Origin of the sequence: Synechococcus sp. CS-1328 (genome assembly GCF_025128095.1) — a bacterium.
In the GTDB taxonomy this organism is placed as follows: Bacteria; Cyanobacteriota; Cyanobacteriia; order PCC-6307; family Cyanobiaceae; genus CBW1002.
In genome coordinates, this window is the sequence record NZ_JAHLYT010000071.1 from 308653 (window position 1) to 331330 (window position 22678).

The window sequence follows — 22678 nt, forward strand, 5'->3', positions numbered from 1 at the left end:
GGATCAAGGAACGAGCGTCACGCTGGCACCATCCAAAGAGGACTGGGCCTCCAGCAGGGCCAGCCGGCTGGCGTAGCGGCGGGTGAGATCGGAGAGCAGGCGCTGCAGCGTGTGCGAGCGGCTGATCCGCTGGAGATCGCCCACCAGAGCGAGGCTGCCATCCGCCGCGGGAGCCCAGCCAAGAACGCCGTGGCTACCCAACTCCACCTGCAGCTGCACCGGCTCACTCTCGCCGGCAAAACCCTTGAGAACACCACCCCAGCGGGGCTCAAAACCCATGGAGGTCAGACTGGCTGCCAGGCAATCGGCATCGCGCAGCACCGTGGGCAGGATGGAGAGATGGGACATGGACGCCAGGCCCGCTTGGTTGAACCCTAGCGATTCCGGACTGGCAATCCAGTGGCCATTGCCACAACCACCATCCCAATCCCAGCCCCGATCCGAGTCGGAGCGGCACCCTCCCCTGCGGCTGGGGGTGATGGCTTCGGGCAACGGCACCAACTTCGAGGCTCTGGTACACGCCTGCCGCAGCGGGGCGCTGAACGGCAGGGTGGAGCGCCTGGTGGTGAACAACCCCGGTTGCGGCGCGGCGCAGCGGGCCGAGCGGCTGGGCATCCGCTGCCATACCCTCGACCATCGGCTGCAGCCCAGCCGCGAAGCGCTCGACCGGGCCCTGAGCGAGAGCTTCCAGGACGCTCAGGTGGACCTGGTGGTGATGGCGGGCTGGATGCGGATCGTCACGCCGGTGCTGATTGCCGCCTATCCCGATCGGCTGGTCAATATCCACCCCTCGCTGTTGCCCAGCTTCCGCGGCGTCGATGCGGTGGGGCAGGCCCTGGCGGCAGGGGTGCGGCTGGCGGGCTGCACCGTTCACCTGGTCTGCGAGGCGGTGGACAGTGGCCGGATCCTGATCCAGGCCGCCGTTCCGGTGCTCGACGGTGACGATCGCGCCAGCCTCGCCGCGCGCATTCAGGTGCAGGAGCACCGCATCCTGCCGCTGGGGGTCGGCATCGCCGCCCAGCGGCTCAGGGATAGAACGGCAGCAGGGGCAGCCCGGTGGCGGCCGGCAGACCCGCCATCAGGTTGAGGCACTGCACCCCCTGGCCCGCCTGGCCCTTGATCAGGTTGTCGACGGCACTCATCACGATCAGCTGGCCGGTGCGGGGATCCACCTGCACGCTGATCAGGGCGCGGTTGGTGCCCCTTACCCATTTGGTCGAGGGATAGGTCCCCACCGGCAGCACCTCGACGCAGTCGGCATGGCGGTAGGCGGCGGCGAGCACGGTGGTGCAGTCGTCGGCGGTGAGGCCCGGATCCCGTAGCCGCCCGTACACCGTCGCCAGCAGCCCCCGCACCATCGGCATCAGGTGCGGCGTGAACTGCAGCTGGATGGCGCGCCCGGCGGCCTCACCGGCCAGCTGCTCGATCTCACTGGTGTGGCGGTGACCGACCACGCCGTAGGGCGCCACCGCTTCGCTGGCCTCGGCCAGCAACAGGTGCTCCTTGGCGGCCCGGCCACCGCCGGAGGTGCCCGTCTTGGCGTCGATCACGATGCCGCGGGTCTCGATCAGACCCTGCTGCAGAAAGGGGAGCAGGCCCAGCAGGCTGGCGGTGGGGAAGCAGCCGGGCGCCGCCACCAGTCGGGCGCCGCGAATGCGCTCTTCCGCCCACTCCACCAGGCCATAGACCGCCTCCTGGCACAGATCGCTGTCGCTGCGGGGAACCTGGCGCGCTTCGGCGGCATAGACCTCCTGCCATTGGCTGAGGGAGCGGTAGCGGTAGTCGGCGGAGAGGTCGACCACCTTCACGCCCCGCTCCAGCAAAGGCGGCACCAGTTGGGCCGCCAGGCCATTCGGCAGGCTGAGCACCGCCAGATCCGCCGCCGCCGCGATCTCCTCGGGGTCGGGTGACTGGACCACGGGATCCCCCGGTAACGGCAGGAACGGCACCAGATCCCGCCAGCGCTTGCCGGAACTGCGTTCACCGCCGAGATAGGTCACCTGCAGCTGCGGATGCTGATGCAGCAGCCGCAGGGTCTGCAGACCGCCGTATCCGGTGGCTCCGATCACCGCCACCCGGGCAACGGTCGCGGCAGGGACGGAGGAGGGAGCCATGCCGAATTGGCGGGAACGGCAGATCGTACCGGGCTCTATAAAGGACTATTGCGACTCGGTCGCTGGCCTTGACCGCCCTTTCCGAACCGTTCCAGATCGAGACCATCGCCTTCGACGCCATCGCCGACGCCCTGGCGGCCATTCGCAACGGCGAATCGATCGTGGTGGTGGACGACGAAAACCGCGAAAACGAAGGCGACCTGATCTGTGCCGCCCAGTTCGCCACCCCCGAACAGATCAACTTCATGGCCACCGAGGCCCGGGGCCTGATCTGCCTGGCCATGGAGGGGGAGAGGCTCGATGCCCTCGATCTGCCCCTGATGGTGGATCGCAACACCGACAGCAACCAGACCGCCTTCACGGTGAGCGTCGACGCCGGACCGGAAAACGGCGTCAGCACCGGCATCTCTGCCGAGGACCGGGCCCGCACCATCCAGGTGGCGATCCATCCCCACTCGAGGCCGGCTGATCTGCGGCGCCCTGGACACATTTTCCCCCTCAGGGCCCGCCAGGGCGGGGTGCTGAAACGGGCCGGCCACACGGAAGCGGCCGTGGACCTGGCCCGCCTCTCTGGCCTATATCCCGCCGGAGTGATCTGCGAGATCCAGAACCCGGACGGCTCGATGGCCCGCCTGCCTCAGCTGGCGCGCTACGCGCGGCTGCATGGCTTGCGGCTGATCTCGATCGCCGACCTGATCCGCTACCGACTCGACACCGAACGCTTCGTGCGTCGCCAGGCGGAGGCCGCCCTGCCCAGCGCCTTCGGCACCTTCCGCGCGATCGGCTACCGCAACGAACTCGACGGCAGCGAGCACGTCGCGATCGTCAAGGGCAGCCCGGAGACCTCCACCGGCCCGGTGCTGGTGCGGGTGCACTCCGAATGCCTCACCGGCGACGCCTTCGGCTCGCTGCGCTGCGATTGCCGGCCCCAGCTGGAGACCGCCATGCAGATGATCGAGGCCGCCGGAGAAGGCGTGGTGGTGTATCTGCGCCAGGAGGGCCGCGGCATCGGACTGATCAACAAGCTGCGGGCCTACAGCCTCCAGGATGGTGGCCTCGACACCGTGGAAGCCAACGAACATCTCGGCTTTGCGGCAGACCTGCGCAACTACGGCGTCGGCGCTCAGATTCTCAGCGACCTGGGCGTACAGCGGCTACGGCTGATCACCAACAATCCCCGCAAGATCGCCGGTCTGGGCGGCTATGGGCTTGAGGTGGTGGATCGGGTGCCCCTGGTGATGGATGCGGGTCAGCACAATGCCGCCTACCTCCAGACCAAGCGCACCAAGCTCGGCCACCTGATGGGTCGCGACTCCCAGGGACCCACGGCGGTGCTGGCCTGGCGGGGACAGAGCGATGAAGCCGGGCTTGCCAGGCAGCTGGAGGGCCTGGAGGTCTGGGCCAGCCGCCGAGGAGTGTTGCTGGAGCGGGAGGAGCATGTGCGTCTGCTGGCCCTGCTGGAGCAGCCGCAGCTGGCGGTGCTGCTCACGGCCCCAGCGGGCGAAGCCCTGGAGGCCGAGGCGCTGATGGAGGCCTTACGGCTGATGGCGAGCTGGGAGGCCACCGCGGCCGTGAGCCTCCTCCTGGCCCCGGACGCTCAGCGCACCGCCCACCCCAGCGCCCTGCTCGAACCGGAGCATCGGGACCTGGTGGCCCTGCGCAACGCCCCGGCCAGCAGGCTGGCGCTCGAACCCAATGCCTTCCTGCATTGGACCGCGCCGGTCACTTCTGAATGGTGACCGTGTTGATGCGGCTGCCGTTGTGCAGCGCCATCACCACATCCATGTTGCCGGTCTGACCGAACACGGTGTGCACCCCATCGAGGTGGGGCTGGACGCCATGGCAGAGGAAGAACTGGCTGCCACCGGTGTTCTTGCCTGCATGGGCCATCGAGAGGCTGCCGGCCTGGTGCTTGTGGGTGTTGATCTCACAGGGGATCGTGTAGCCGGGGCCACCGGTCCCGGCCATGCCGCGGGCACCTTCGCGGGAATTGGGGCAACCGCCCTGGGCCATGAAGCCATCAATGACGCGGTGGAAGGCAAGGCCGTCGTAGAAGCCCTCTTCGGCCAGCTTGACGAAATTGGCGACGGTGCCCGGTGCATCGGCATCGAACAGTTCCAGCTCGATCGTTCCGGCGTCGGTCTCCATCACGGCTTTGGTCACAGGGAAACAAGCGGAAAGGAGGACTGTATCGAGCTCGGCCTGCGCTGCCGGGTCGTCGCAGCGGGGGATCACCGCCCGGTCGTCGCACTCCGGTGCCGTGGGGTAGAACACCCCCAGTGTTTCCACCAGTCCCGGCCCGCAGGGCTTGACTTCTTCCAGGCCCAAAGGCTCCTACCTCGCCAGATTCCCTCACGATGGCCCCACGTTCTGCAAGCACCACCTCACGGGACGACCTGGCCAGCGCCCGGATCGGCGTGCTGGGCGGCAGCGGGCTCTACGCCATGGATGGGCTGGAGGACGTCCGCGAGATCACGGTTGAAACCCCCTACGGCCCTACCTCCGATGATCTGCGGCTCGGCCGGATCGGCAACGCCGAGGTGGTGTTTCTGGCTCGCCACGGCCGGTATCACACCTACACCCCCACGGAGGTGCCCTACCGCGCCAATCTCTGGGCCCTGCGCTCGCTCGGGGTGCGCTGGATTGTGTCGGTCTCGGCGGTGGGGTCGCTGCAAGAGCACTTCCGCCCGCTCGACATGCTGGTGCCCGATCAGTTCATCGATCGCACCCACCAGCGGCCGCTCACCTTCTTCGGTGAGGGTGCCGTGGCCCACGTGGGTGTGGCCGATCCCTTTTGTCCCACCCTCAGCCGTCTGCTCTCCGACGTGGGTGACAGCCTGATGCCAGGAGGCCGGGCCCTGCATCGCGGAGGAACCTATCTCTGCATGGAAGGACCCGCCTTCTCCACCCGGGCGGAATCGGAGCTCTACCGCAGCTGGGGCTGCTCAGTGATCGGCATGACCAACCACAGCGAGGCCCGACTGGCCCGGGAAGCGGAGATGGCCTACGCCACCCTGGCGATGGTGACCGACTACGACTGCTGGCACAACGACCACGCCTCGGTCAGCGTCGAGATGGTGATCGAGAACCTGAGAGCTAACGCGACCCTGGCCCAGCAGATCGTGCGCATGGCCGTGGAGCGGCTCGGGGAACTGCGCCCGCCCAGCACGGCCCACCATGCCCTGCGCCATGCCCTGATGACGCCCGCCGATCAGGTCCCCCCCGAAACCCGTCGCCGGGTCGACCTGTTCACCGCCCCCTACTGGGGTGCGTTCGAGCCGGCGGCCTGAACCCCGGGCGCCAGTTCCACCCCTGCAGCGGCCAGGGTGGACCTAAGAGAGGGACCATGCTGATCCAGCAGGCCGCGAGCCTCGTCAAGGCATAACGCTGCGGAAGACTGGGCAGAACCCTGTTCAGGGCAGGGATCACTGGCCGTTTCCCTGCTGGCGGTGATCAGGGCCGCCAGCAGCAGGGCCAGCTTCACGGATCCTCCGGCCAGATCCAGCAGCTCGGCACCCTGCTGCCGGCCCACGCCAGCCAGATCCCGCAGGATGCGCAGGGCCCGATCCTCGAGCTTGCTGTTGGTCACCGCCACATCCACCATGCGGTTGCCGTGCACCTTGCCCAACCGCACCATCACGCCGGTGGAGAGGATGTTGAGCGCCATCTTCGTGGCGGTGCCAGCCTTGAGACGGGTGGAGCCAGTGAGCAGCTCCGGCCCCGTGAGCAGGCGGATATCGAGGTCGCAGGGCATGGGGGCCTGGGCGGCGGGCACGCAGGCCATCGCGATGGCCAGGGCACCGATCTCGCGGGCGTAGTTGAGCCCGCCATGCACGTAGGGGGTGGTGCCCCCTGCGGCGATCCCCACCAGGCAATCAGCGCCGCTGAAGCCACGGGCCTCAAGATCCTGGCGGCCCGCCTCGGCCAAATCCTCCAGGCCTTCCGAGCTGCGCAGCAGAGCCGCAGCACCGCCGGCCAGAACCCCCTGAACCAGCTCGGGCGGGGTGCAGAACGTGGGCGGGCACTCCGCCGCATCGAGCACACCGAGTCGGCCTGACGTGCCGGCACCCAGGTAGAAAAGGCGGCCGCCGCCGCGCAACCGATCGCTGATGGCATCGATGGCCTGAGCGAGGACCCCGGCGGCGGCGACCACAGCCTGCTGGGGGCCACGCTCGTTCTCACAGAACAGGTCCACAAGGGCGTCGGTGGATAGCCGGTCCAGCCCTTCGCTGGCGGGATTGGGCTGCTCGGTGAGCAGATGACCCCGATCGCTGCCCGGGCTCGCTGGCTCTGGACTCACAGCAGCCCCTCCAACTGGCGGCGGAAGGCCTCCAGGTCGGCGTTGCCGGAGCTGATCGTCTCTGGAATCGCCTGCTCCAGCTCCTGCTCCTGCCACTGGCTCACGTCCATGTTGCGTTCGGGCGGCGCGATCAGAAGCCGTTCCTCGGCGGACTGGGGCAGGAATCCGGCCGGAACGAAGCGGGCCTCGTAACCGGACTGATCACAGAACATCTCCATCTCCTCCCGGTCCAGCGCTTCCACCGTGGGAGCGGGGAAATCCTGGGCCTCCAGCAATCCGGCATAGCGCTCGGCGTCGTCGCGATCCTCAAACAGCAGCACCACGGTGCGACCGCTCACCTCCAGGGAGTGGATGCCTTCACTTTCGCTGCCGGCATCGAAGAGCAGAACGTGCACCGCCATGGCAGGCCAACCAGAACCACGTCAGTGTCTCACTGCTCCGAATCTCACTGATCCGCGCCTCACTGCTCTGAGGCGGCCTCGGCGGCCAGCTCCCGCAGCCGGCGGTAGAGCGCCTGCTCCGCATCGCTGAGCAGCTCGGGCACCACGACCCGAACCTCCACGATCTGATCGCCGCACTGCTCCCCGAGGCGCAACCCCCGGCCCCGCAGGCGCAGCAACCGCCCCGACGACGACCCTGGCGGAACCCTCAGCTTCACAGGTCCGTTGAGGGTGGGCACGACCGCGTCACAGCCCAGGGCGGCATCGGGCGGCTGGAGCTCCAGTGCATAGGACACACGCAGCCCATCGACCCGCAACCCCTCGGCGGTGCGAACGCGCAGCTGCAGGAAATGGTCGCCGCCACCGGGGGCCACCCCGGCCAGCCGCAGCCGCCAGCCATCCCCCGCCAGGGGCGGCGTGCTCACCTCCACCACTGTGCCGTCTGCCAGCTCCAGCTGCACCGGTGCGCCGCTGAGCGCCTGCTCGGGGGTGAGATCGAGCACCGTTTCCTGATCCTCGGCAAACAGCACCGGCGGCGGCGACGGCGCGGCGGCCGTCACCTCACCGCTCGGACCCTCAAGACTGGGATCCTCGGAACCGGGATTCCCATCCATGCGGCGACCGGCACCGAACGGGCGCCCCCATGATGCGGCTGCTGCGGAAGGTTGGGGCCCCGGCGCCTGGGTGGTGCCTGGAGCGTCCATAGGTTCCGTTTCCTCAACCTCTCTGCGCCGGCTGCGCCCACGACCGAACAGGGTCTCGAGGTAGTCCTGGAAGTCCGGGAAACCCGTCGCAAAGGGATCGGAGGAGGACGCCCCGGCCGCGCTTCCCTCGCCGGCTTCCCAGGCCCGGCGGCGCTGCGGATCGGACAGCACCGCGTAGGCCTCGTTGACCAGCTTGAAGCGCTCCTCCGCCACCGGATCATTGCCGTTCAGGTCGGGGTGCCAGCGGCGCGCCTGGGCCCGGAAGGCCCGCTTCAGGCTGGGGGCGTCGCTGCCCGGCTCCAGCCCGAGCACCCCCCAGTGGTCAGGGGCGCTGCCGGCACCCGTCATTGGCATCCCCATCGCTGGCATCCCGGTCTGCGCGTCTCCCAGGCTCAGATCTCGCCCCAGGGGTCATCGTCACCCCACTCGGAGCGCGGCGGCCGGCTGGGGGGACGCGGTGCGGCGCGCTTGCGGCTCTCGTCCAAGCGATTGTCCGGATCCCGGCGGTTGGGATCGCGGTAGCCAGATGAGCGATCTTCAGAGTTGCGATCGCTGGCATCGCGATAGGCAGACTCGCGAGAACCATTGTCGCGGTAGGGGGGAGGTTCGGGGTAAGCGGTTTGTGGGTAGCCGGTCTGGGGGTAGCTGCTCTCTGGATAGGAGCGATCCATTGGGGCACGATCAACGCTTAGGCCCTGCTCACTCGGGAAGCCTCCGGAGCCGGACCAGCTGCTGTCCCGACGCAGCGCCGGTTGGCGATCGAGACCCACGCCACCCAGGCCGCCATAGGAGCTGGATCCATAAGAACTGGCGCCATAGGAGCCGGAGCCCCAGCGATCGGCATCGGAGCGACCAGGACGGCCCGGGCCATCCCAGTCGTCCCAGTCGTCGTCGGAAAACAGTTCATCCTTGAGGGAGCCGAGCGTGTTCTTGAGGCCCTGCAAGGGGCCGCTCTCGGCCTTGCGCTCGCTCAGCAGGCGGCGATTGAGGCCGAACAGGGCCTCCTGCAACTGACTCACCGCCAGATCCAGTTCGCCGAGATCACCACCCGCCAGCTGATCCTGCACATCGCGAACGGCCAGCTCCACCGCCCGTTGCTGCCGCTCCGCCCCATAGGGACCCAGCTCCAGGGCCGCATCCCGCAGCCGCCGTTCGGCCTGAGCCACCAGGGTCTGGGCGCGGTTGCGGCGATCGACCTCGGCCCGTTTGCGGCGATCCTCGCCGGCCTTCTGCTCGGCCTCCGCAAGCAGGCTTTGAATCTCGTCCTCGCTGAGGTTGGACCCCCCCTGGATCGACACACTCTGCTTGCGGCCTGTGGTGCGGTCGGTGGCTGAGACCTGCAGCAGACCATTGGCGTCGATGTCGAACGACACCTGCACCTGGGGCACCCCCCGCGGCGCTGGCGGAATGCCGGAGAGGCGAAAACGCCCCAGCGACTTGTTGCCCTCGGCCATCTGCCGCTCCCCCTGCAGCACATGGATCTCCACGGAGCTCTGGTTCGATTCCGAGGTGCTGAACACATCGCTCTTGCGCACCGGAATCGGCGTGTTGCGCGGGATCAGCACCTTCATCACCCCGCCGATCGTCTCCAGGCCAAGGGACAGGGGCGTGACGTCGTTGAGCATCAGATCGCGCAGCTCACCGGTAAGGATGCCGGCCTGCACAGCGGCTCCGATCGCCACCACCTCATCGGGGTTGACCGACTGGCAGGGTTCCCGCGGAATCAGGGTGCGCACCATCTCCTGCACCATCGGCATCCGGGTGGAGCCCCCCACCAGCACGACGTCGTCGATGTCTTCCGAGGCCAGGCCCGCATCCCGCAGGGCCCGCTGCACCGGCCGTAGCAAGCGATCGAGCAGATCCGGGCAAAGGCTCTCGAACACCCGCCGCTCCAGGGTGGTCTCAATGTGCAGGGGACCATCCGGACCCGTGGCGATGAAGGGCAGGGAGATGGGCGTGCTCTGCACGCCACTGAGCTCCTGCTTCGCCTTCTCCGCTGCCTCGGTGAGCCGCTGCAGCGCCTGACGATCGCGGCGCAGGTCGATGCTGTGCTCGCTCTGGAAGGCATCGGCCAGCCAGTCGACGATGCGGCGATCCCAGTCGTTGCCGCCGAGCTGGGTGTCGCCGCTGGTCGCCTTCACATCGAAGACACCATTGGCGATGCGCAGAACCGACACATCAAAGGTGCCTCCTCCCAGATCAAAGACCATCACCCGCTTGGCACTGCTGCGATCGAAGCCGTAGGCGAGGGCAGCGGCGGTGGGTTCGTTGAGGATTCTCTCCACGGCGATGCCCGCCAGCCGGCCCGCATCACGGGTGGCCTGGCGCTGGGCGTCGTTGAAATAGGCGGGCACGGTGATCACCGCCGCCTCCACGGGCTCGCCCAGGTAGGTGGCGGCATCGTCCACCAGCTTGCGCAGGATGCTGGCAACCAGCTCTTCGGGGGCGTACTCCCGCTCGGTGGCAGGGCAGAGCACCCGCACATTGCCGGCCTCGTTGGCCCGCACCGTGTAAGGCACCGCCAGGCTGCCCTCATCGAGCTCATCCCAGCTGCGCCCCACGAAGCGCTTGAGGTTGGCAAAGCTGTTGCGCGGGTTGAGCACCAGCTGACGCCGCGCCAGCTGCCCCACCAGCAGCTCCTGATCGCGGCTGAAACCCACCACCGAGGGGGTGGTGCGACCGCCTTCGGCACTGGCGATCACCTGGGGACGGCCACCTTCCAGCACCGCCACCACCGAGTTGGTGGTGCCCAGGTCGATGCCCACGATGCGGCCCATGACTTCCCGTTGCGCGCCCCAAAGCTACCGACTCCCGCCGTGGGCACTCCGTTCAGGCGGAGCGGAGCCTTTAATCGGCCTTTAAACGGTGGGGAGAACCCATTTCCTTAGATTCGAGCCGCGGTGCCGTTCGCACATCACCGTGTTCTGCTCCGCCCCCCCATGACGACGGATTCCAGTAACGACGCCTTCACCCTCCGTCGTCGTCCGCCCTTAGAGCGGTTCTTGGACACCGGCTTCCGCCAGCTCACCCTGGCCCTGGCTTCGGTGGTGGCGTTGCTCCTCCTGGGCATTTTTCTCACGATCGCAGAAGGAGCCCACGAGGCGATTGGCACCTTCGGCGCGGGATTCCTGGTCAGTTCCGCCTGGGATCCGGTCAATAATCAATACGGAGCCTTGGTGGCCATTTACGGCACGATGGTGTCGTCCCTGCTGGCCCTGGCCATCGCCGTTCCTCTGGGCGTGGGAACAGCGATCTTCATCACCGAAGACCTGATCCCCACCCGGCTGCGCAGTGCCATCGGTCTGATGGTGGAGCTGCTGGCTGCTATTCCGTCCGTGGTCTTGGGGCTCTGGGCAATTTTCGTGATGGAGCCCGCTATCCGTCCTGCCCTTGAGCTGCTGCATCGGCTGCTGGGCTGGACTCCGTTTTTCGACACGATTCCGCAGGGACCGGGCATGGCTCCCGCAATCCTGATTCTGGTGGTGATGATCCTGCCGATCATCACGGCCATCTCCCGAGATGCGCTCAACCAGGTGCCTCTGGAACTTCGTCAGGCCGCCTACGGCATTGGCAGCACCCGTTGGGGCGCGATCTTCAACATCATTCTTCCGGCGGCGATCTCAGCCATTGTCGGGGGTGTGATGCTGTCCCTGGGCAGGGCCATGGGCGAGACAATGGCCGTGACAATGATCATCGGCAATTCGCTCAACTTCAGCTTCTCGTTGCTGGCTCCCGGCAACACCATTTCGGCCATGCTCGCCAACCAGTTCGGCGAGGCCTCCGGCATTCAGGTCTCGGCACTGATGTATGCGGCCCTGGTGCTGATGGTGCTCACCTTCATCGTGAACGTTTTGGCCCAGATGTTGGTGCGGCGCTTCAGCTTGCGCTACTGAAACTCACTCCACTTTCAGATTTCCGCCAGCTCCAGGCATTCTCCTCAACGGCTTCGTCTCCATGAGTATCAGCACCATCGGCGCACCCCACGAAGATCTTTTCGACCGGCGGCCACTGAGCTTCGATCGCCGGCTGAAGCGCAACCGAATCAATCGTGTGCTCACTGGCGTTGCGGGCATGTTTGCCACCATCGCCATTATTCCCTTGGTGTTGGTGCTCTTCTACGTGCTGGTTCAGGGGGGCAGTCTGATCTCCCTGAGCCTGTTCACCGAGCTGCCGCCGCCTCCCGGCCTTGATGGTGGGGGCATCGGCAATGCCGTGGTCGGCACCCTGGTGGTCACCCTGGTGGCCGCCCTGGTGGCGATCCCTGTGGGCGTAGGTGGTGGAATTTATCTGAGCGAATACTCGATGGGCGGCTGGTTCGCCCGCTTCGTGCGCTTCGGCAACGACGTGCTGGCTGGGGTGCCATCGATCATCTGCGGCGTCTTCGTCTACGGCGCGATCGTGGCCACACGGATTCTCTTTGACCGCAGCTACAGCGCCCTGGCCGGTGGCCTGGCCCTGGCGGTGCTGATGCTGCCCACCGTGATCAAGACCACCGACGAGGGGCTGAAGCTGGTGCCGCAGGAACTGCGCTGGGGCGCCTATGGAGTCGGAGCTTCCCGCTTCGTCACGATCGTGCGCATTACCCTGCCTTCCGCCTTCACGCCAATCGCCACGGGCGTTGTGCTGGCGATCGCCCGGGCAGCAGGGGAAACGGCGCCACTGATCTTTACCGCCCTGTTCTCCCCCTTCTGGCCGGAGAGTCTGCTGAGTCCGATCGCCACGATGTCGGTCTTGATCTTCAATTTTGCGATCATGCCGTACGAGGCCCAGAACGCCCTGGCCTGGGCCGCCTCCTTCGTCTTGGTGGTGATGATCCTGATTGCCAATCTTCTGGCCCGCTGGTTCAGCAGCTTCGCCCAGAGATGAACGACCTTCTTTCTTAGCAGTTTCCCTCCCCTTTTTCCCGTTTCGCTGCTCTCCTCCGATGACCTCCACCCAGCAAAAACCTAAGACTTATGCAAACGACGTTTGCATGTCTCTGGAGAATGTGACCATCTCTTACGGCAACTTCGAGGCGGTCCGTAACGTCTACATCGACATCCCCCACGGCCAGGTCACGGCCTTCATCGGTCCATCCGGTTGTGGTAAGTCCACAGTGCTGCGCGCTCTGAACCGGATGAACGATCTGATCCCGGGCTGCCATCTCAAGGGCCGGGTGATCTTCGACAACTACGACCTCTACGAACCGCATGTGGATCCGGTGGAAGTGCGGCGGCGGATCGGCATGGTGTTTCAGAAGCCCAACCCTTTCCCCAAGACCATCTACGAGAACATCGCCTTCGGTGCCCGGATCAATGGCTATCGCGGCGATATGGATGAACTGGTCGAGCGTTCCCTGCGCAAGGCCGCCGTGTGGGATGAATGCAAGGACAAACTGCAGGAGAGCGGCCTCGCCCTCTCTGGCGGCCAGCAGCAGCGCCTCTGCATCGCCCGCGCCATCGCCACCGAACCGGAGGTGATCCTGATGGATGAACCCTGCTCAGCTCTGGATCCGATCTCCACACTGAAGATCGAGGAGACGATGCACGAGCTCAAGCGCAGCTACACGATTGTGATCGTCACCCACAACATGCAGCAGGCCGTGCGGGTGGCGGACATGACCGCCTTCTTCAATGCCGAGGCCGTGGAAGGAGGCTCCGGCAAGGTGGGCTATCTGGTGGAGTTCAGCGAAACCGAACGCATTTTCAACGCCCCGGCGCAGCAGTCCACGCAGGACTACGTCTCTGGCCGTTTTGGCTGACACAGGCTTCGGCTGAGGCAGGCTTCTGCTGAAGCTCTGGCGCGGCGAAGCTTCACCATGGACGGGCACCCCGTGCCGACTGGCCATGGATCCCCTCACGATATTCGGGGTGGCGGCGGTCACGGTCATGTTGATCGCTTACATCCAGGAAGAGCGGGCGGCCGCCTGGATCCTGGTGTTTGCGGTCGGCTGCCTGGCCTCCGGCATCTACGGTCTGCTGGCGGGTGCCTGGCCCTTCATGGTGGCCGAGTTGCTCTGGACTGTGGTGGCCTACCGGCGCTGGCGGCGGCGGCGGATCCGGGAGCGTTCAGCGGCCATGGAAGCCAACCACCTGCAGCAGGTTCATCAGTCAAAACCGGACTGATCGCGCAAGACGTTGCATCTTGGCTGGTGATGCTCTGCAGGAGCGACTGTGGCGAGAGACCACTCGAGCGCAATCTGAAGCGCAGTCCAAAGCTCAGTCCGAAGCGCAATCCGAATCAACTCAGACCACGATCGCCCCGATCAGGAGCAAGCCTGAACCATCTAAAGATCGCCCCGAAAAGTCATAAAAAAGCCGGCCTTAAGAGCCGGCTGGGGGGTAACGGAGAGGGAGGGATTCGAACCCTCGATAGAGTTGCCCCTATACAGCATTTCCAGTGCTGCGCCTTCGACCACTCGGCCACCTCTCCGGGGGCAAAATGGGGCAATCCGGTGGCAATGTAGCAGCCGGTCCGGCGGCTCCTCGTCCTACGGTCCCGCTCCTCCAACGTTGTCCTCTTCATGACCCGCAGCCATCCGATCACGATCCACTGGCGCCAGGCCAACCGGGTGATCCGCCGGGAGGTGCCGGAAGGGGAGTACATCCTGCGCAGCTTCGAGCAGCAGGGTGAACCCTTGCCTTTCAGTTGCCGTAATGGCTGCTGTACGGCCTGCGCCGTGCGGGTGCTGTCCGGTGAGATCGACCAGCGCGAAGCCCTGGGGCTGTCGCGGGAGGTACGCGCCAAGGGCTACGGCCTTCTCTGCGTTGCCAGGGCCCTCGGGCCCCTGGAAGTCGAAACCCAGGACGAGGACGAGGTCTATGACCTTCAGTTCGGTCGCTTCTTCGGCCGTGGCAAGGTGCGTCCCGGCCTGCCCCTCGACGACGAATGAGCGGTTCCACCAGCTCCCTTCCCAACGCCCCGTCGATCGTGCCGGCCGACGGTGCCGTGACGTCGCCGCGGTCTGTGTCTAATGCTGCCCTGGCTGCCTCGGGGCTGTCGCTCGGCGAGCTGGAGCGGTTGGTGGCGATCGCCCGCCGCGCCGCCGAGGCCGGGGGCACCCAGTTGCGGCGCTTTGATGGTCAGCTGGAGCAGGTCCGCGAGAAGGGCCGCGCCGGCGATCTGGTCACCGAGGCTGATCTGGCCGCCGAAGCGGCCGTGCTGGCCCTTCTGGAAGCGGAAACACCCCAGATCGGAGTGCTGGCCGAGGAGAGCGGCCGCCGCAAACGCTCAGGCGAACTGGAATGGTGCGTCGACCCTCTGGACGGCACCACCAACTACGCCCATGGCTTTCCGTTCTATGGCACCTCCGTGGGCCTCACCTGGCAGGGCCAGCCGCTGCTCGGTGCCCTGGCCGCACCGGGCCTCGATCAGCTGTACTGGGCCGCACCGGGCCTCGGCTCCTGGTGCAACGGCCACCGGCTGCAGGTGAGCCCCTGCGAACGCCTCAGTGACGCTCTGCTGACCACTGGCTTCGCCTACGACCGCAGCACCCGGCTCGACAACAACTACGCCGAGTTCGCCTACTTCACCCACCGCAGCCACGGCGTACGGCGCGCTGGTGCCGCCGCCCTGGATCTGGCCTTTGTGGCGGCGGGTCGGCTGGATGGCTACTGGGAGCGCGGCCTGTCCCCCTGGGATCTGGCCGCAGGCGTGGTGCTGGTGGAACAGGCCGGTGGCCTGATCAGCAGCTACGACGGCAGTCCCTTCGATCTCAGCAGCGGTCGACTGATCGCCTGCGGCCCCCAGCTGCATGGCGCCCTGGTGGCAGGCCTGGCCGCCTGCCGTCCGCTGAGCGGCGCCAGCTTCGGTGCCCCTGAGCTGGATGGGCCCTGACGGGGCAGTCCATAGGATCGCCCAGCCTTCTTCCTCGCCCGATCGCCATGGCTCTGCAACCCGCCGCCGGCGCCCGGGACCGCCACCCGCGCGAGGTGGAGAGGAACCGCAGACTTGTGGAGCTGCTGGCCGGTGTCTTCCGGCTCTGGGGGTACCAGGAGGTGGACCCCCCCACGATCGAGCGGATCGACACCCTCGAAGCCGGTGGTGCCATCGCGGCCAGTGAGATGGTTCGGCTCGCCTCAGACGATCCGCTGGCCCTGCGTCCTGAGCTGACCGCCTCAATCGCCCGGGCCGCCAGCACGCGCCTCGCCAGCCGGCCTCGTCCGCTGCGGCTGTGGGCCAGCGGCAACACCTTCCGCACCGCGATCGCCGATGGCGGCGATCAGCGGATCAGCGAACAGGTGCAATGCGGCGTTGAGCTGCTGGGGGAGCCCTCCGCCGCCGCCGATACGGAACTGCTGCATCTGCTGCTCGCTGCCGCCGCCACCCTGGGGCTGCAGCCCCACCACCAACCCCGGCTGCTGGTGGGCCACCACGGCATCCTCTCGGCCCTGCTGGCGTCGATCCCTGCCGAGCAGGCCGGAGCCGTGCGGCAGGCCCTCACCAGCTTCGATCCCCTCGCCCTGGAGCAGCTGCCGCTGCCGGGAGGGCAGCGCAGCCAGTTGCAGCAGCTCATGCGGCTGCGGGGAGAACCCACGGCGGTGCTCTACCAGCTCGAGCAATGGCTCGGGCCGATCCAGCCGCTCAACGAGCTCGCCCAGACCCTGGCCAGCGTTGCGCCGACGGCGGCATCGCTCGGGGTGACCCTGCAGCTCGATCCCACCTTTCAGCCCCACTTCGCCCTCTATGACGGCCTGGTGATCAAATTGGTCTGCCAGGCCACGGACGCCCCCCGCGACATCGCCAGCGGTGGGCGCTACGACAAGCTCGTGGGCCGCTTCTGCAGCGATGCCGGCCAGGCGGCAGGGGTTGGTTTTGCCTTTGCGATCGATGCCATCCGTGATCTGCTGGCCAGTGCTGCCTGCGGCGCTGACGCCGAGCCACGCTGGCTGGTGAGCTGCCGGACCAGCGCCGGCCTGCCGAAGGCGTTGCAGCGGCTCCAACAGCTGCACGCCGCCGAGGAAGCGGCGGAACTGGGCCCGAAGCCCTGTGCCAGCCAGGCCGAAGCCGACGCCATCGCCCGTGAGCGCGGCTGCCATGGAGCCATCTGGTTGCCGGACTGAACGCCGGAGGGTCGCGGAAGCACAGCGGCCCAAAGCCGATCCTTAGGATCAGCTCCCACTGGTTCGACCCTGCATGGCCCACACGATCGTCACCAATGTGTGCGAGGGCGTGGCCGACTGTGTCGATGCCTGCCCGGTGGCCTGCATTCATCCCGGCCAGGGGGCCAACAGCAAGGGCACGGCCTTCTACTGGATCAATTTCGACACCTGCATTGACTGCGGCATCTGCCTGCAGGTGTGCCCTGTGGACGGGGCCATCCTTTCGGAGGAGAAACCCGAGCTCCAGCGGGCAGGCTGAGCCCTGCGGGGATCCAACGGCCGCGTGCCAGCCAGTGCCCTGGCGCCCCACCCCAGAGCAGGGACTGGATGGTGCGCTGATTGAGTCGCTCGGATTGCCGCCAGACCAAGACCTTCACCAGACATGTGCTGGCAAGTTCGGAGACCCCTCCCTCTGGTGGCTTGAGCAGCCCGCGGTCCGGCCTCTACGGTCACTGGCAGTGATCCAACCCTGACCATGCCGGTGCTGGAAGAGACAGGCCAGATTCAGATCCATACCGAAAACATCTTCCCGATCATCAAAAAGGCCGTCTACAGCGGTCATGAGGTGTTCCTGCGGGAACTGGTGAGCAACGGCGTCGATGCCATCAGCAAGCGCCGCATGGCCGCTATGGGCGGAGATTGCAGTGAAGGTCCGGAAGGCATGATCCAGATCCGTATCGATCGGGAGGCCAAGACCCTCACAATCAGCGACAACGGCATCGGCATGACTGCCGATGAGGTGAAGCGCTACATCAACCAGGTGGCCTTCTCCAGCGCTGAAGACTTCCTCGAGAAATACAAGCAGGAGGATGACGCCATCATCGGCCACTTCGGCCTCGGCTTCTACTCCAGCTTCATGGTGGCCAGCCAGGTGGAGCTGGTCACGCTCAGCGCCCGCGAGGGAAGCGAAGCGGTGCGCTGGAGCTGCGATGGCTCGCCCAACTTCAGCCTCGAGAGCGCCGAGCGCAGCGAACCGGGCACCGATGTGATCCTGCACCTGATGGAGGAGGAACTCGAATACATCGAGCCCTCCCGCATCCGCACCCTGATCACCACCTACTGCGACTTCCTGCCGGTGGCGGTGCAGCTCGAAGGTGAAACGGTGAACAAGCGGGAGGCACCGTGGCGCAAGAGCCCCCGCGAGCTGAAGGATGAAGACTATATCGCGTTGTACCGGTATCTCTACCCCTTCCAGGGCGATCCGCTGCTCTGGGTGCATCTCAATACCGATTACCCCTACAACCTTCAGGGAATCCTCTACTTCCCCCGCTCCAGCGGCCGGGCCGACTGGGAGAAGGGAGAAATCCGGCTCTACTGCAGCCAGGTGTTCGTGAGCGACTCGATCAAGGAGGTGGTGCCGCGCTATCTGCTGCCCCTGCGGGGCGTGATTGATTCGCCGGATATCCCTCTGAACGTGAGCCGCTCGGCCCTGCAGACCGACCGACGAGTGCGCTCAATCGGCGGCTTTGTGGCTAAAAAGGTGGGCGACAGGCTGAAGCAGCTGCATCGGGACGAACCGAAGCGCTACGCCGAGATCTGGGAATCGCTGGCACCGTTCATCAAGATCGGTGCCATGGAAGACGAGAAGTTCGCCGACCAGGTGGCTGATCTGGTGCTGTTCGGCACCACGGCTTCCGCGGCTGAATCCCCTTCCAGTGATACGGATGACAACGCCGCAGCCGAGGCAACTGCCCTTGATCCCATCCCCACCGATGGGAAGATCTACACCACGCTCTCCGGCTATCGGAGCCGCCTCGCTGCTGACAACGGCAAGCGGATCCTGTATTGCACCGATGAAGCCGGCCAGGCCGGGCCACTGGCCCTGTGGCGCAGCCAGGGCGCCGAGGTGCTGCTGGCGGACACCTTCATCGACACCCAGTTCATTCCCTGGCTGGAACACCGCCACGAGGAACTGACCTTCCAGCGGGTCGACGCCGAACTCGACGACAGCCTCAAGGAACAGGAGAGCGAGCTGGCCGATGCCGATGGCAAGGACGCCTCCGAGAAATTACGCGACCTGTTCCGCAGTGCCCTGGCCGACGACAGGGTGACCATCCAGGTTCAGGCCCTCAAGGGCGACAGTGCCCCGGCCGCCCTGATCCTGTTGCCGGAACAGATGCGCCGCATCAACGACATGGGCGCCCTGATGGAACAGCGCTTGCCGGGTTTGCCCGATCATCACGTGCTGCTGATCAACCGCCGTCACCGGCTGGTGGAGGGTCTGCTGAAGCTTTCCGCTGGAGCGGTTCTGACCTCGCCCGCCGCTGCGGCCAGCTCCCCCAGCCAGCAACTCTCCAGCGACCTGAGCCGCCACATCTATGAGCTGGCACGACTGGCGGTGGGAGGCCTGGAGCCGAACCAGCTGGCCGGCTTCCAGCAGCGCAGCGGCGACCTGATGGGCCGGCTGATGGAACGGGGCCTCTGAGCTGGATCCGGCCCTGCGGGCCAGCTTGAACCAAGGCTCCACCAGAGGCTGGAGCCCTTTTGCTAAAGTCTTCGCTTGGGCATTGATGCCCGAGCGTTGTGTTGTTTCGGTAGAACGTCATGTCCCGGGTTTGTCAGCTCACCGGCAAGCGCGCCAACAACGGGATGGCCGTCAGCCACTCCCATGTGCGCACCAAGAAACTTCAGCAGGTGAACCTCCAGGAGCGTCGCCTGTGGTGGGCCGAGGGCAAACGCTTCGTGAAGCTGCGGGTGTCCACCCGTGCCCTCAAAACCATCCAGAAGAAAGGCCTGGGTGCCTACGCCCGCGAACTGGGCGTCAACCTGGCCAAGATCTGAAGAGTGTCATTTTAAGCCGCCCCCATGGGGCAGCTGAGCCTGACGCAGCCTTCAAGTTCTGAATCCCGCCATGCATCGCCGACCCCTTCTTCAAGGCCTGGCCATGGCAACCCTTGGCCTGCTTGGACGTCCCAGGCAGGCTTTTGCAATGGGCGGCACCCTTCCTTCGCTCGAGACGGTGGCTCCGGCCTTCGATCTTGAGGGAGTCGTGGCTGGATCCACCATCCAGCGCAATCTCACAGACTTCGCCGGCCGCTGGTTGGTGCTCTATTTCTATCCCAAGGATTTCACCGGTGGTTGCACGCTCGAGGCTCGTGGCTTTCAGCGTGACCTGACTGCCTTTCATGCCCTGGACGCCGAGGTGGTCGGCATCAGCGCCGATGATCCCGAGGCCCACGCGTCCTTCTGCGACAGCGAAGGACTGGCCTTCCCTCTGCTCTCTGATCCGGGTGGCACCGTCAGCCAGCGCTACGGCTCCTGGATCGCCCCTTTCTCGCAACGGCATACCTTCCTGATCGATCCTGCCGGCATCCTGCGGGAGCGCTGGTTCGCGGTTCGGCCCACCCTGCACAGTCAGGAGGTGCTGGCCACACTGCAAACTCTTCAGGAGAGCAGCCAAGACGAGGGGTGAGTTGGCTACGGGATGTCATGTCGTACCGGTCAGACAATCTGCCGCATCTCTCGCGAGTACAACACACCGGCCTCACAGAAATGCTCAAGACCTTCTCAGTTTGGCTGATACAAGGATTGTGGTGACATGGATAGGCATCAAACCGGAGAGCTGGGCAGGATTTCCAGAACCGGTTCCCCACTCCATGGCACTCTCCAGCGGAAACTCATCCATCAAGTCCTCGAGCCTGCATCCCCAGGCCCTTGTCATGCGATGGCTAGCTGAACCGACTTATCACGAACTTCACTCATGGTAGTATAACTTCCGCAAAAAGATGTCGGCGAGTCAATTCATTTCCAGGCGAGACTCTTCCTTCGTTGTTGTCTGCCAAAAGTCAACTGAGACTTCGATTCACCAGCAATTCCTGCTCGGCAAACATCTAATAGCAGTAGTTACGCTCTATTCTGCTTATCCATCACCTGCCTCAAGGGCGCCTCGAAAAGTCGCCCTCGCCGAGACTTCCGGATCGGGGCGGCTCAGGCTTGGGACATGAGCCTGAGTCAGCTCAACCACGGGGAATTGGGATGATTGGAGGTGCCCGCAAGCCATTCAGGCAATCACCGGATCAGTCTCTGGGCCCCAGATCTTAACCAACGCCGCCAGATCATTCGCGCTGAACCATGGATTGCTCGCCATAGTTGCGTCGGTATTGTAGCTCATTGCCGTACTCGCTGTGGTGAAGGCCGGATTCCATGGATCGTCGAAGGGATGACGTAGCCCGAGGGCATGGCCGACCTCATGCACGATGGATTCCTTATCGCTTGAGCAGATACTGTTGTCGCCAGAAGTCTGTTTCCAGAGCAGATCGAACTTATTTCCCTGGCGTAAGGCCATCCCCAGATTGGCCTTGTTGCCACCGATGTTGTCAACGCTGTAGAAGTCGATCAGAGAGCCTTGCTTGTCTTTCTGGCGTGCAAAGTCAACATTGAGGATCGGATCCAGTCGACTGAATACACTGTCGATGAAGAGACGTTGCTGTTTTGAGGTGCCTAGCGCGTTCATCTTCGAACCGGGCAGGCTCACTGCAGCTGCTTTGACCTGGATGTAGTACCCCACCGCTTCCGTGGCCATGCCACCGAGAAAGATTGGCCCCTCGCCTGGCAAAGCCAGTGAAATTCCGGTGATCAGATCAACCTCTTCCATGGCGCTGGCCGGCATTGCCTGCCCTTCGCTTCTGACGCCCCTATGTTAGGCATTCAGCAGGGACGGTGCTTTGCCAGTAGCCCTGAGCAACAAATGATTGGAACAAACAATTGTTTCAAACAAGAGACTGGTGCCTGAGTAGATGATGGCCGAATGTCTAAGACTAGCTGTTTAAACATTTAGCAAATCAGCTTCCCTTGAGGCAGTCGGCCGCATCATGAGTTCAACACTCGCAAAGTATCGACAAGTGGATCTGGTCAAGCACTTGCTGCGGCTGCGTTGGAATTCCGTAACCAGGGCTTGGCCCGATGAATCGTCCAAGCGACCCTCCATCGGCTCGGCGAAAGCTGGGCCTGCCTTGTCGCAGGTCAGTCATTGGCTGGGGTGCTGCGCTCTGCGCCCCAGCCTCGACCAGGGGCAGACAACTCCTCTCTAGGGTGACAAGCAGCCTTTTTGCCAGATGGATCCTTTGCCCCGGAGTCTGCACCGACCGTTAACGCGGCTCCGCCGCCGCCAGCTGCTCAGGATGCTGCCGGTCCTGGGCATTGTCCTGGCAACAGCTCCCTGGATCATTCCCCGGGCAGGTAGCTCCGCCGGGCAGGTGTCGCCCACAGGATTGCGGGTGCTGGCCATCGCCGACAGCGGCAGCGGCAATGCCAACCAGCAGGCCGTGGCCGATCGCATGGCCGAGTTGCATCGCCGCGAGCCGGTGAATCTGGTGCTGATGGCGGGAGACAACATCTACCCAGACGGCAACCTCAAGCTGGTGCAGTCGACCTTTGAACGTCCCTACAGGTCCCTGCTCCAGGCTGGGGTGCCCTTTCATGCAGTGCTCGGCAACCACGACATCCGCACCGCGAACGGAACTCCGCAGCTCCAGTACAAGCCCTTCGGCATGGCGGGACGCTGGTACAGCCTGCGACGAGGGCCGGTGGAGTTCTTTCTGCTCGACACCAACGTCAACGTCGACTGGAGCAGACAGTTGCCCTGGCTTCAGGGTGCCCTGGCCTCCAGTACGGCCCCCTGGAAGGTGGTGGTTGGCCACCACCCCATCTACTCGTCAGGTCATTACGGCGACCAGCCGCAGCTGATCAGTCGACTGACGCCTCTCTTCAAACGCCACGGCGTGCAGCTGTACATCAACGGCCACGAGCACAACTACGAGCGCACGAAGCCGATTGATGGCATCACCTATCTCACCGTCGGTGGTGCCGGGGCCTGGCTGCGGCCTGTCAAAGCCAACGCCCGCAGCGCAAGGGCCGCAAGTGTCTACAGCTTCGCTGAACTGGATTTCACCCCCACCCGTTTGGATTTGCAGGCCTGGGACAGCAAGGGACAGCGCATCGATCAGGTGCAGCTGACGGCGCAACCCTGAGTACAAGCCCAGCGTTGTCAGCTCATGATCCCCCCGGGGATCCGATGGCAGCTGGCAGACCAGCCTGGAGG

Annotated in this window: 23 protein-coding genes and 1 tRNA gene; 15 read left to right on the forward strand and 9 right to left on the reverse strand. The window is 65.3% G+C overall.

Annotation, left to right across the window (positions count from 1 at the left end; genetic code table 11):
- Nucleotides 1-3: 3 nt before the first annotated feature.
- Entirely contained in the window at nucleotides 4-348 is a 345-nt protein-coding gene (locus KQ310_RS14750) for a DUF1257 domain-containing protein (RefSeq protein ID WP_259722470.1), read from the reverse strand.
- Between the two features lie 130 nt (nucleotides 349-478).
- Between KQ310_RS14750 and purN the strand changes: the two genes are divergently transcribed.
- On the forward strand, nucleotides 479-1087 hold the full coding sequence (gene purN / locus KQ310_RS14755; protein WP_259722471.1) for a phosphoribosylglycinamide formyltransferase: 609 nt from the start codon (nucleotides 479-481) through the stop codon (nucleotides 1085-1087).
- Here the strand turns inward: purN and argC are convergent.
- Complete coding sequence (gene argC, locus KQ310_RS14760) at nucleotides 1026-2114, reverse strand: N-acetyl-gamma-glutamyl-phosphate reductase (protein WP_259722472.1); 1089 nt, start codon at nucleotides 2112-2114, stop codon at nucleotides 1026-1028. The two genes, purN and argC, sit on opposite strands and share 62 nt — an antisense overlap.
- Nucleotides 2115-2182: 68 nt before the next feature.
- Between argC and ribBA the strand changes: the two genes are divergently transcribed.
- On the forward strand, nucleotides 2183-3853 hold the full coding sequence (gene ribBA, locus KQ310_RS14765) for a bifunctional 3,4-dihydroxy-2-butanone-4-phosphate synthase/GTP cyclohydrolase II (protein WP_399238536.1): 1671 nt from the start codon (nucleotides 2183-2185) through the stop codon (nucleotides 3851-3853).
- Here the strand turns inward: ribBA and KQ310_RS14770 are convergent.
- Nucleotides 3837-4277: a peptidylprolyl isomerase gene (locus KQ310_RS14770; protein WP_259722598.1), complete on the reverse strand. Its 441-nt coding sequence runs from the start codon at nucleotides 4275-4277 to the stop codon at nucleotides 3837-3839. The genes ribBA and KQ310_RS14770 overlap by 17 nt on opposite strands.
- A gap of 194 nt (nucleotides 4278-4471) precedes the next feature.
- Between KQ310_RS14770 and mtnP the strand changes: the two genes are divergently transcribed.
- Complete coding sequence (gene mtnP, locus KQ310_RS14775) at nucleotides 4472-5404, forward strand: S-methyl-5'-thioadenosine phosphorylase (RefSeq protein WP_259722473.1); 933 nt, start codon at nucleotides 4472-4474, stop codon at nucleotides 5402-5404.
- Here the strand turns inward: mtnP and murQ are convergent.
- Genes murQ through dnaK form a run of 4 tightly spaced genes read right to left on the reverse strand, consistent with a single transcriptional unit; the run spans nucleotide 5374 to nucleotide 10335 of the window.
- Nucleotides 5374-6414 carry an N-acetylmuramic acid 6-phosphate etherase gene (murQ, locus tag KQ310_RS14780; protein WP_259722474.1) on the reverse strand — a complete coding sequence of 347 codons (1041 nt, stop codon included), beginning with the start codon at nucleotides 6412-6414 and terminating at the stop codon, nucleotides 5374-5376. The genes mtnP and murQ overlap by 31 nt on opposite strands.
- Nucleotides 6411-6815: a DUF3110 domain-containing protein gene (locus KQ310_RS14785; protein WP_259722475.1), complete on the reverse strand. Its 405-nt coding sequence runs from the start codon at nucleotides 6813-6815 to the stop codon at nucleotides 6411-6413. Before KQ310_RS14785 ends, murQ begins: the two co-directional genes overlap by 4 nt.
- A gap of 59 nt (nucleotides 6816-6874) precedes the next feature.
- Nucleotides 6875-7918, reverse strand: coding sequence for a DnaJ domain-containing protein (locus tag KQ310_RS14790; protein WP_399238541.1), 1044 nt, complete (start codon nucleotides 7916-7918; stop codon nucleotides 6875-6877).
- 32 nt (nucleotides 7919-7950) lie between these two features.
- On the reverse strand, nucleotides 7951-10335 hold the full coding sequence (gene dnaK, locus KQ310_RS14795; RefSeq protein WP_259722476.1) for a molecular chaperone DnaK: 2385 nt from the start codon (nucleotides 10333-10335) through the stop codon (nucleotides 7951-7953).
- A gap of 162 nt (nucleotides 10336-10497) precedes the next feature.
- Between dnaK and pstC the strand changes: the two genes are divergently transcribed.
- From pstC to KQ310_RS14815, 4 genes are all read left to right on the forward strand, one after another.
- A complete protein-coding gene (gene pstC / locus KQ310_RS14800) occupies nucleotides 10498-11451 on the forward strand; it encodes a phosphate ABC transporter permease subunit PstC (protein ID WP_259722477.1) in 954 nt (317 codons plus the stop codon).
- Nucleotides 11452-11512: 61 nt separating this feature from the next.
- Nucleotides 11513-12424: a phosphate ABC transporter permease PstA gene (gene pstA / locus KQ310_RS14805; RefSeq protein WP_259722478.1), complete on the forward strand. Its 912-nt coding sequence runs from the start codon at nucleotides 11513-11515 to the stop codon at nucleotides 12422-12424.
- 58 nt (nucleotides 12425-12482) lie between these two features.
- On the forward strand, nucleotides 12483-13298 hold the full coding sequence (gene pstB, locus KQ310_RS14810) for a phosphate ABC transporter ATP-binding protein PstB (protein ID WP_259722479.1): 816 nt from the start codon (nucleotides 12483-12485) through the stop codon (nucleotides 13296-13298).
- 85 nt (nucleotides 13299-13383) lie between these two features.
- Nucleotides 13384-13662: a hypothetical protein gene (locus tag KQ310_RS14815; protein WP_259722480.1), complete on the forward strand. Its 279-nt coding sequence runs from the start codon at nucleotides 13384-13386 to the stop codon at nucleotides 13660-13662.
- Between the two features lie 220 nt (nucleotides 13663-13882).
- Here the strand turns inward: KQ310_RS14815 and KQ310_RS14820 are convergent.
- A tRNA-Ser gene (locus tag KQ310_RS14820) sits at nucleotides 13883-13969 on the reverse strand.
- A 91-nt stretch (nucleotides 13970-14060) separates the two neighbouring features.
- Here KQ310_RS14820 and KQ310_RS14825 point away from each other — a divergent pair.
- The 7 genes from KQ310_RS14825 (at nucleotide 14061) to KQ310_RS14855 (ending at nucleotide 20050) form a co-directional block, all read left to right on the forward strand.
- A complete protein-coding gene (locus tag KQ310_RS14825; RefSeq protein WP_259722481.1) occupies nucleotides 14061-14429 on the forward strand; it encodes a 2Fe-2S iron-sulfur cluster-binding protein in 369 nt (122 codons plus the stop codon).
- Nucleotides 14426-15373, forward strand: a complete 948-nt coding sequence (locus tag KQ310_RS14830; protein ID WP_259722482.1) for an inositol monophosphatase family protein — start codon at nucleotides 14426-14428, stop codon at nucleotides 15371-15373. The genes KQ310_RS14825 and KQ310_RS14830 overlap by 4 nt, the downstream gene beginning before the upstream one ends.
- 47 nt (nucleotides 15374-15420) lie before the next feature.
- Complete coding sequence (locus KQ310_RS14835) at nucleotides 15421-16599, forward strand: ATP phosphoribosyltransferase regulatory subunit (RefSeq protein ID WP_259722483.1); 1179 nt, start codon at nucleotides 15421-15423, stop codon at nucleotides 16597-16599.
- A gap of 73 nt (nucleotides 16600-16672) precedes the next feature.
- Nucleotides 16673-16897 (forward strand): ferredoxin family protein, encoded by a 225-nt coding sequence (locus tag KQ310_RS14840; RefSeq protein ID WP_259722484.1) that lies wholly within the window; start codon nucleotides 16673-16675, stop codon nucleotides 16895-16897.
- Nucleotides 16898-17113: 216 nt separating this feature from the next.
- Entirely contained in the window at nucleotides 17114-19063 is a 1950-nt protein-coding gene (htpG, locus tag KQ310_RS14845; RefSeq protein ID WP_259722485.1) for a molecular chaperone HtpG, read from the forward strand.
- 119 nt (nucleotides 19064-19182) lie between these two features.
- Complete coding sequence (gene rpmB, locus KQ310_RS14850) at nucleotides 19183-19419, forward strand: 50S ribosomal protein L28 (RefSeq protein WP_197155889.1); 237 nt, start codon at nucleotides 19183-19185, stop codon at nucleotides 19417-19419.
- 70 nt (nucleotides 19420-19489) lie between these two features.
- Nucleotides 19490-20050, forward strand: a complete 561-nt coding sequence (locus KQ310_RS14855) for a peroxiredoxin (RefSeq protein ID WP_259722486.1) — start codon at nucleotides 19490-19492, stop codon at nucleotides 20048-20050.
- 588 nt (nucleotides 20051-20638) lie between these two features.
- Here the strand turns inward: KQ310_RS14855 and KQ310_RS14860 are convergent.
- Nucleotides 20639-21247 (reverse strand): hypothetical protein, encoded by a 609-nt coding sequence (locus KQ310_RS14860; protein ID WP_259722487.1) that lies wholly within the window; start codon nucleotides 21245-21247, stop codon nucleotides 20639-20641.
- Nucleotides 21248-21758: 511 nt separating this feature from the next.
- Between KQ310_RS14860 and KQ310_RS14865 the strand changes: the two genes are divergently transcribed.
- On the forward strand, nucleotides 21759-22607 hold the full coding sequence (locus KQ310_RS14865; RefSeq protein WP_259722488.1) for a metallophosphoesterase: 849 nt from the start codon (nucleotides 21759-21761) through the stop codon (nucleotides 22605-22607).
- The last annotated feature ends 71 nt before the right edge of the window (nucleotides 22608-22678 follow it).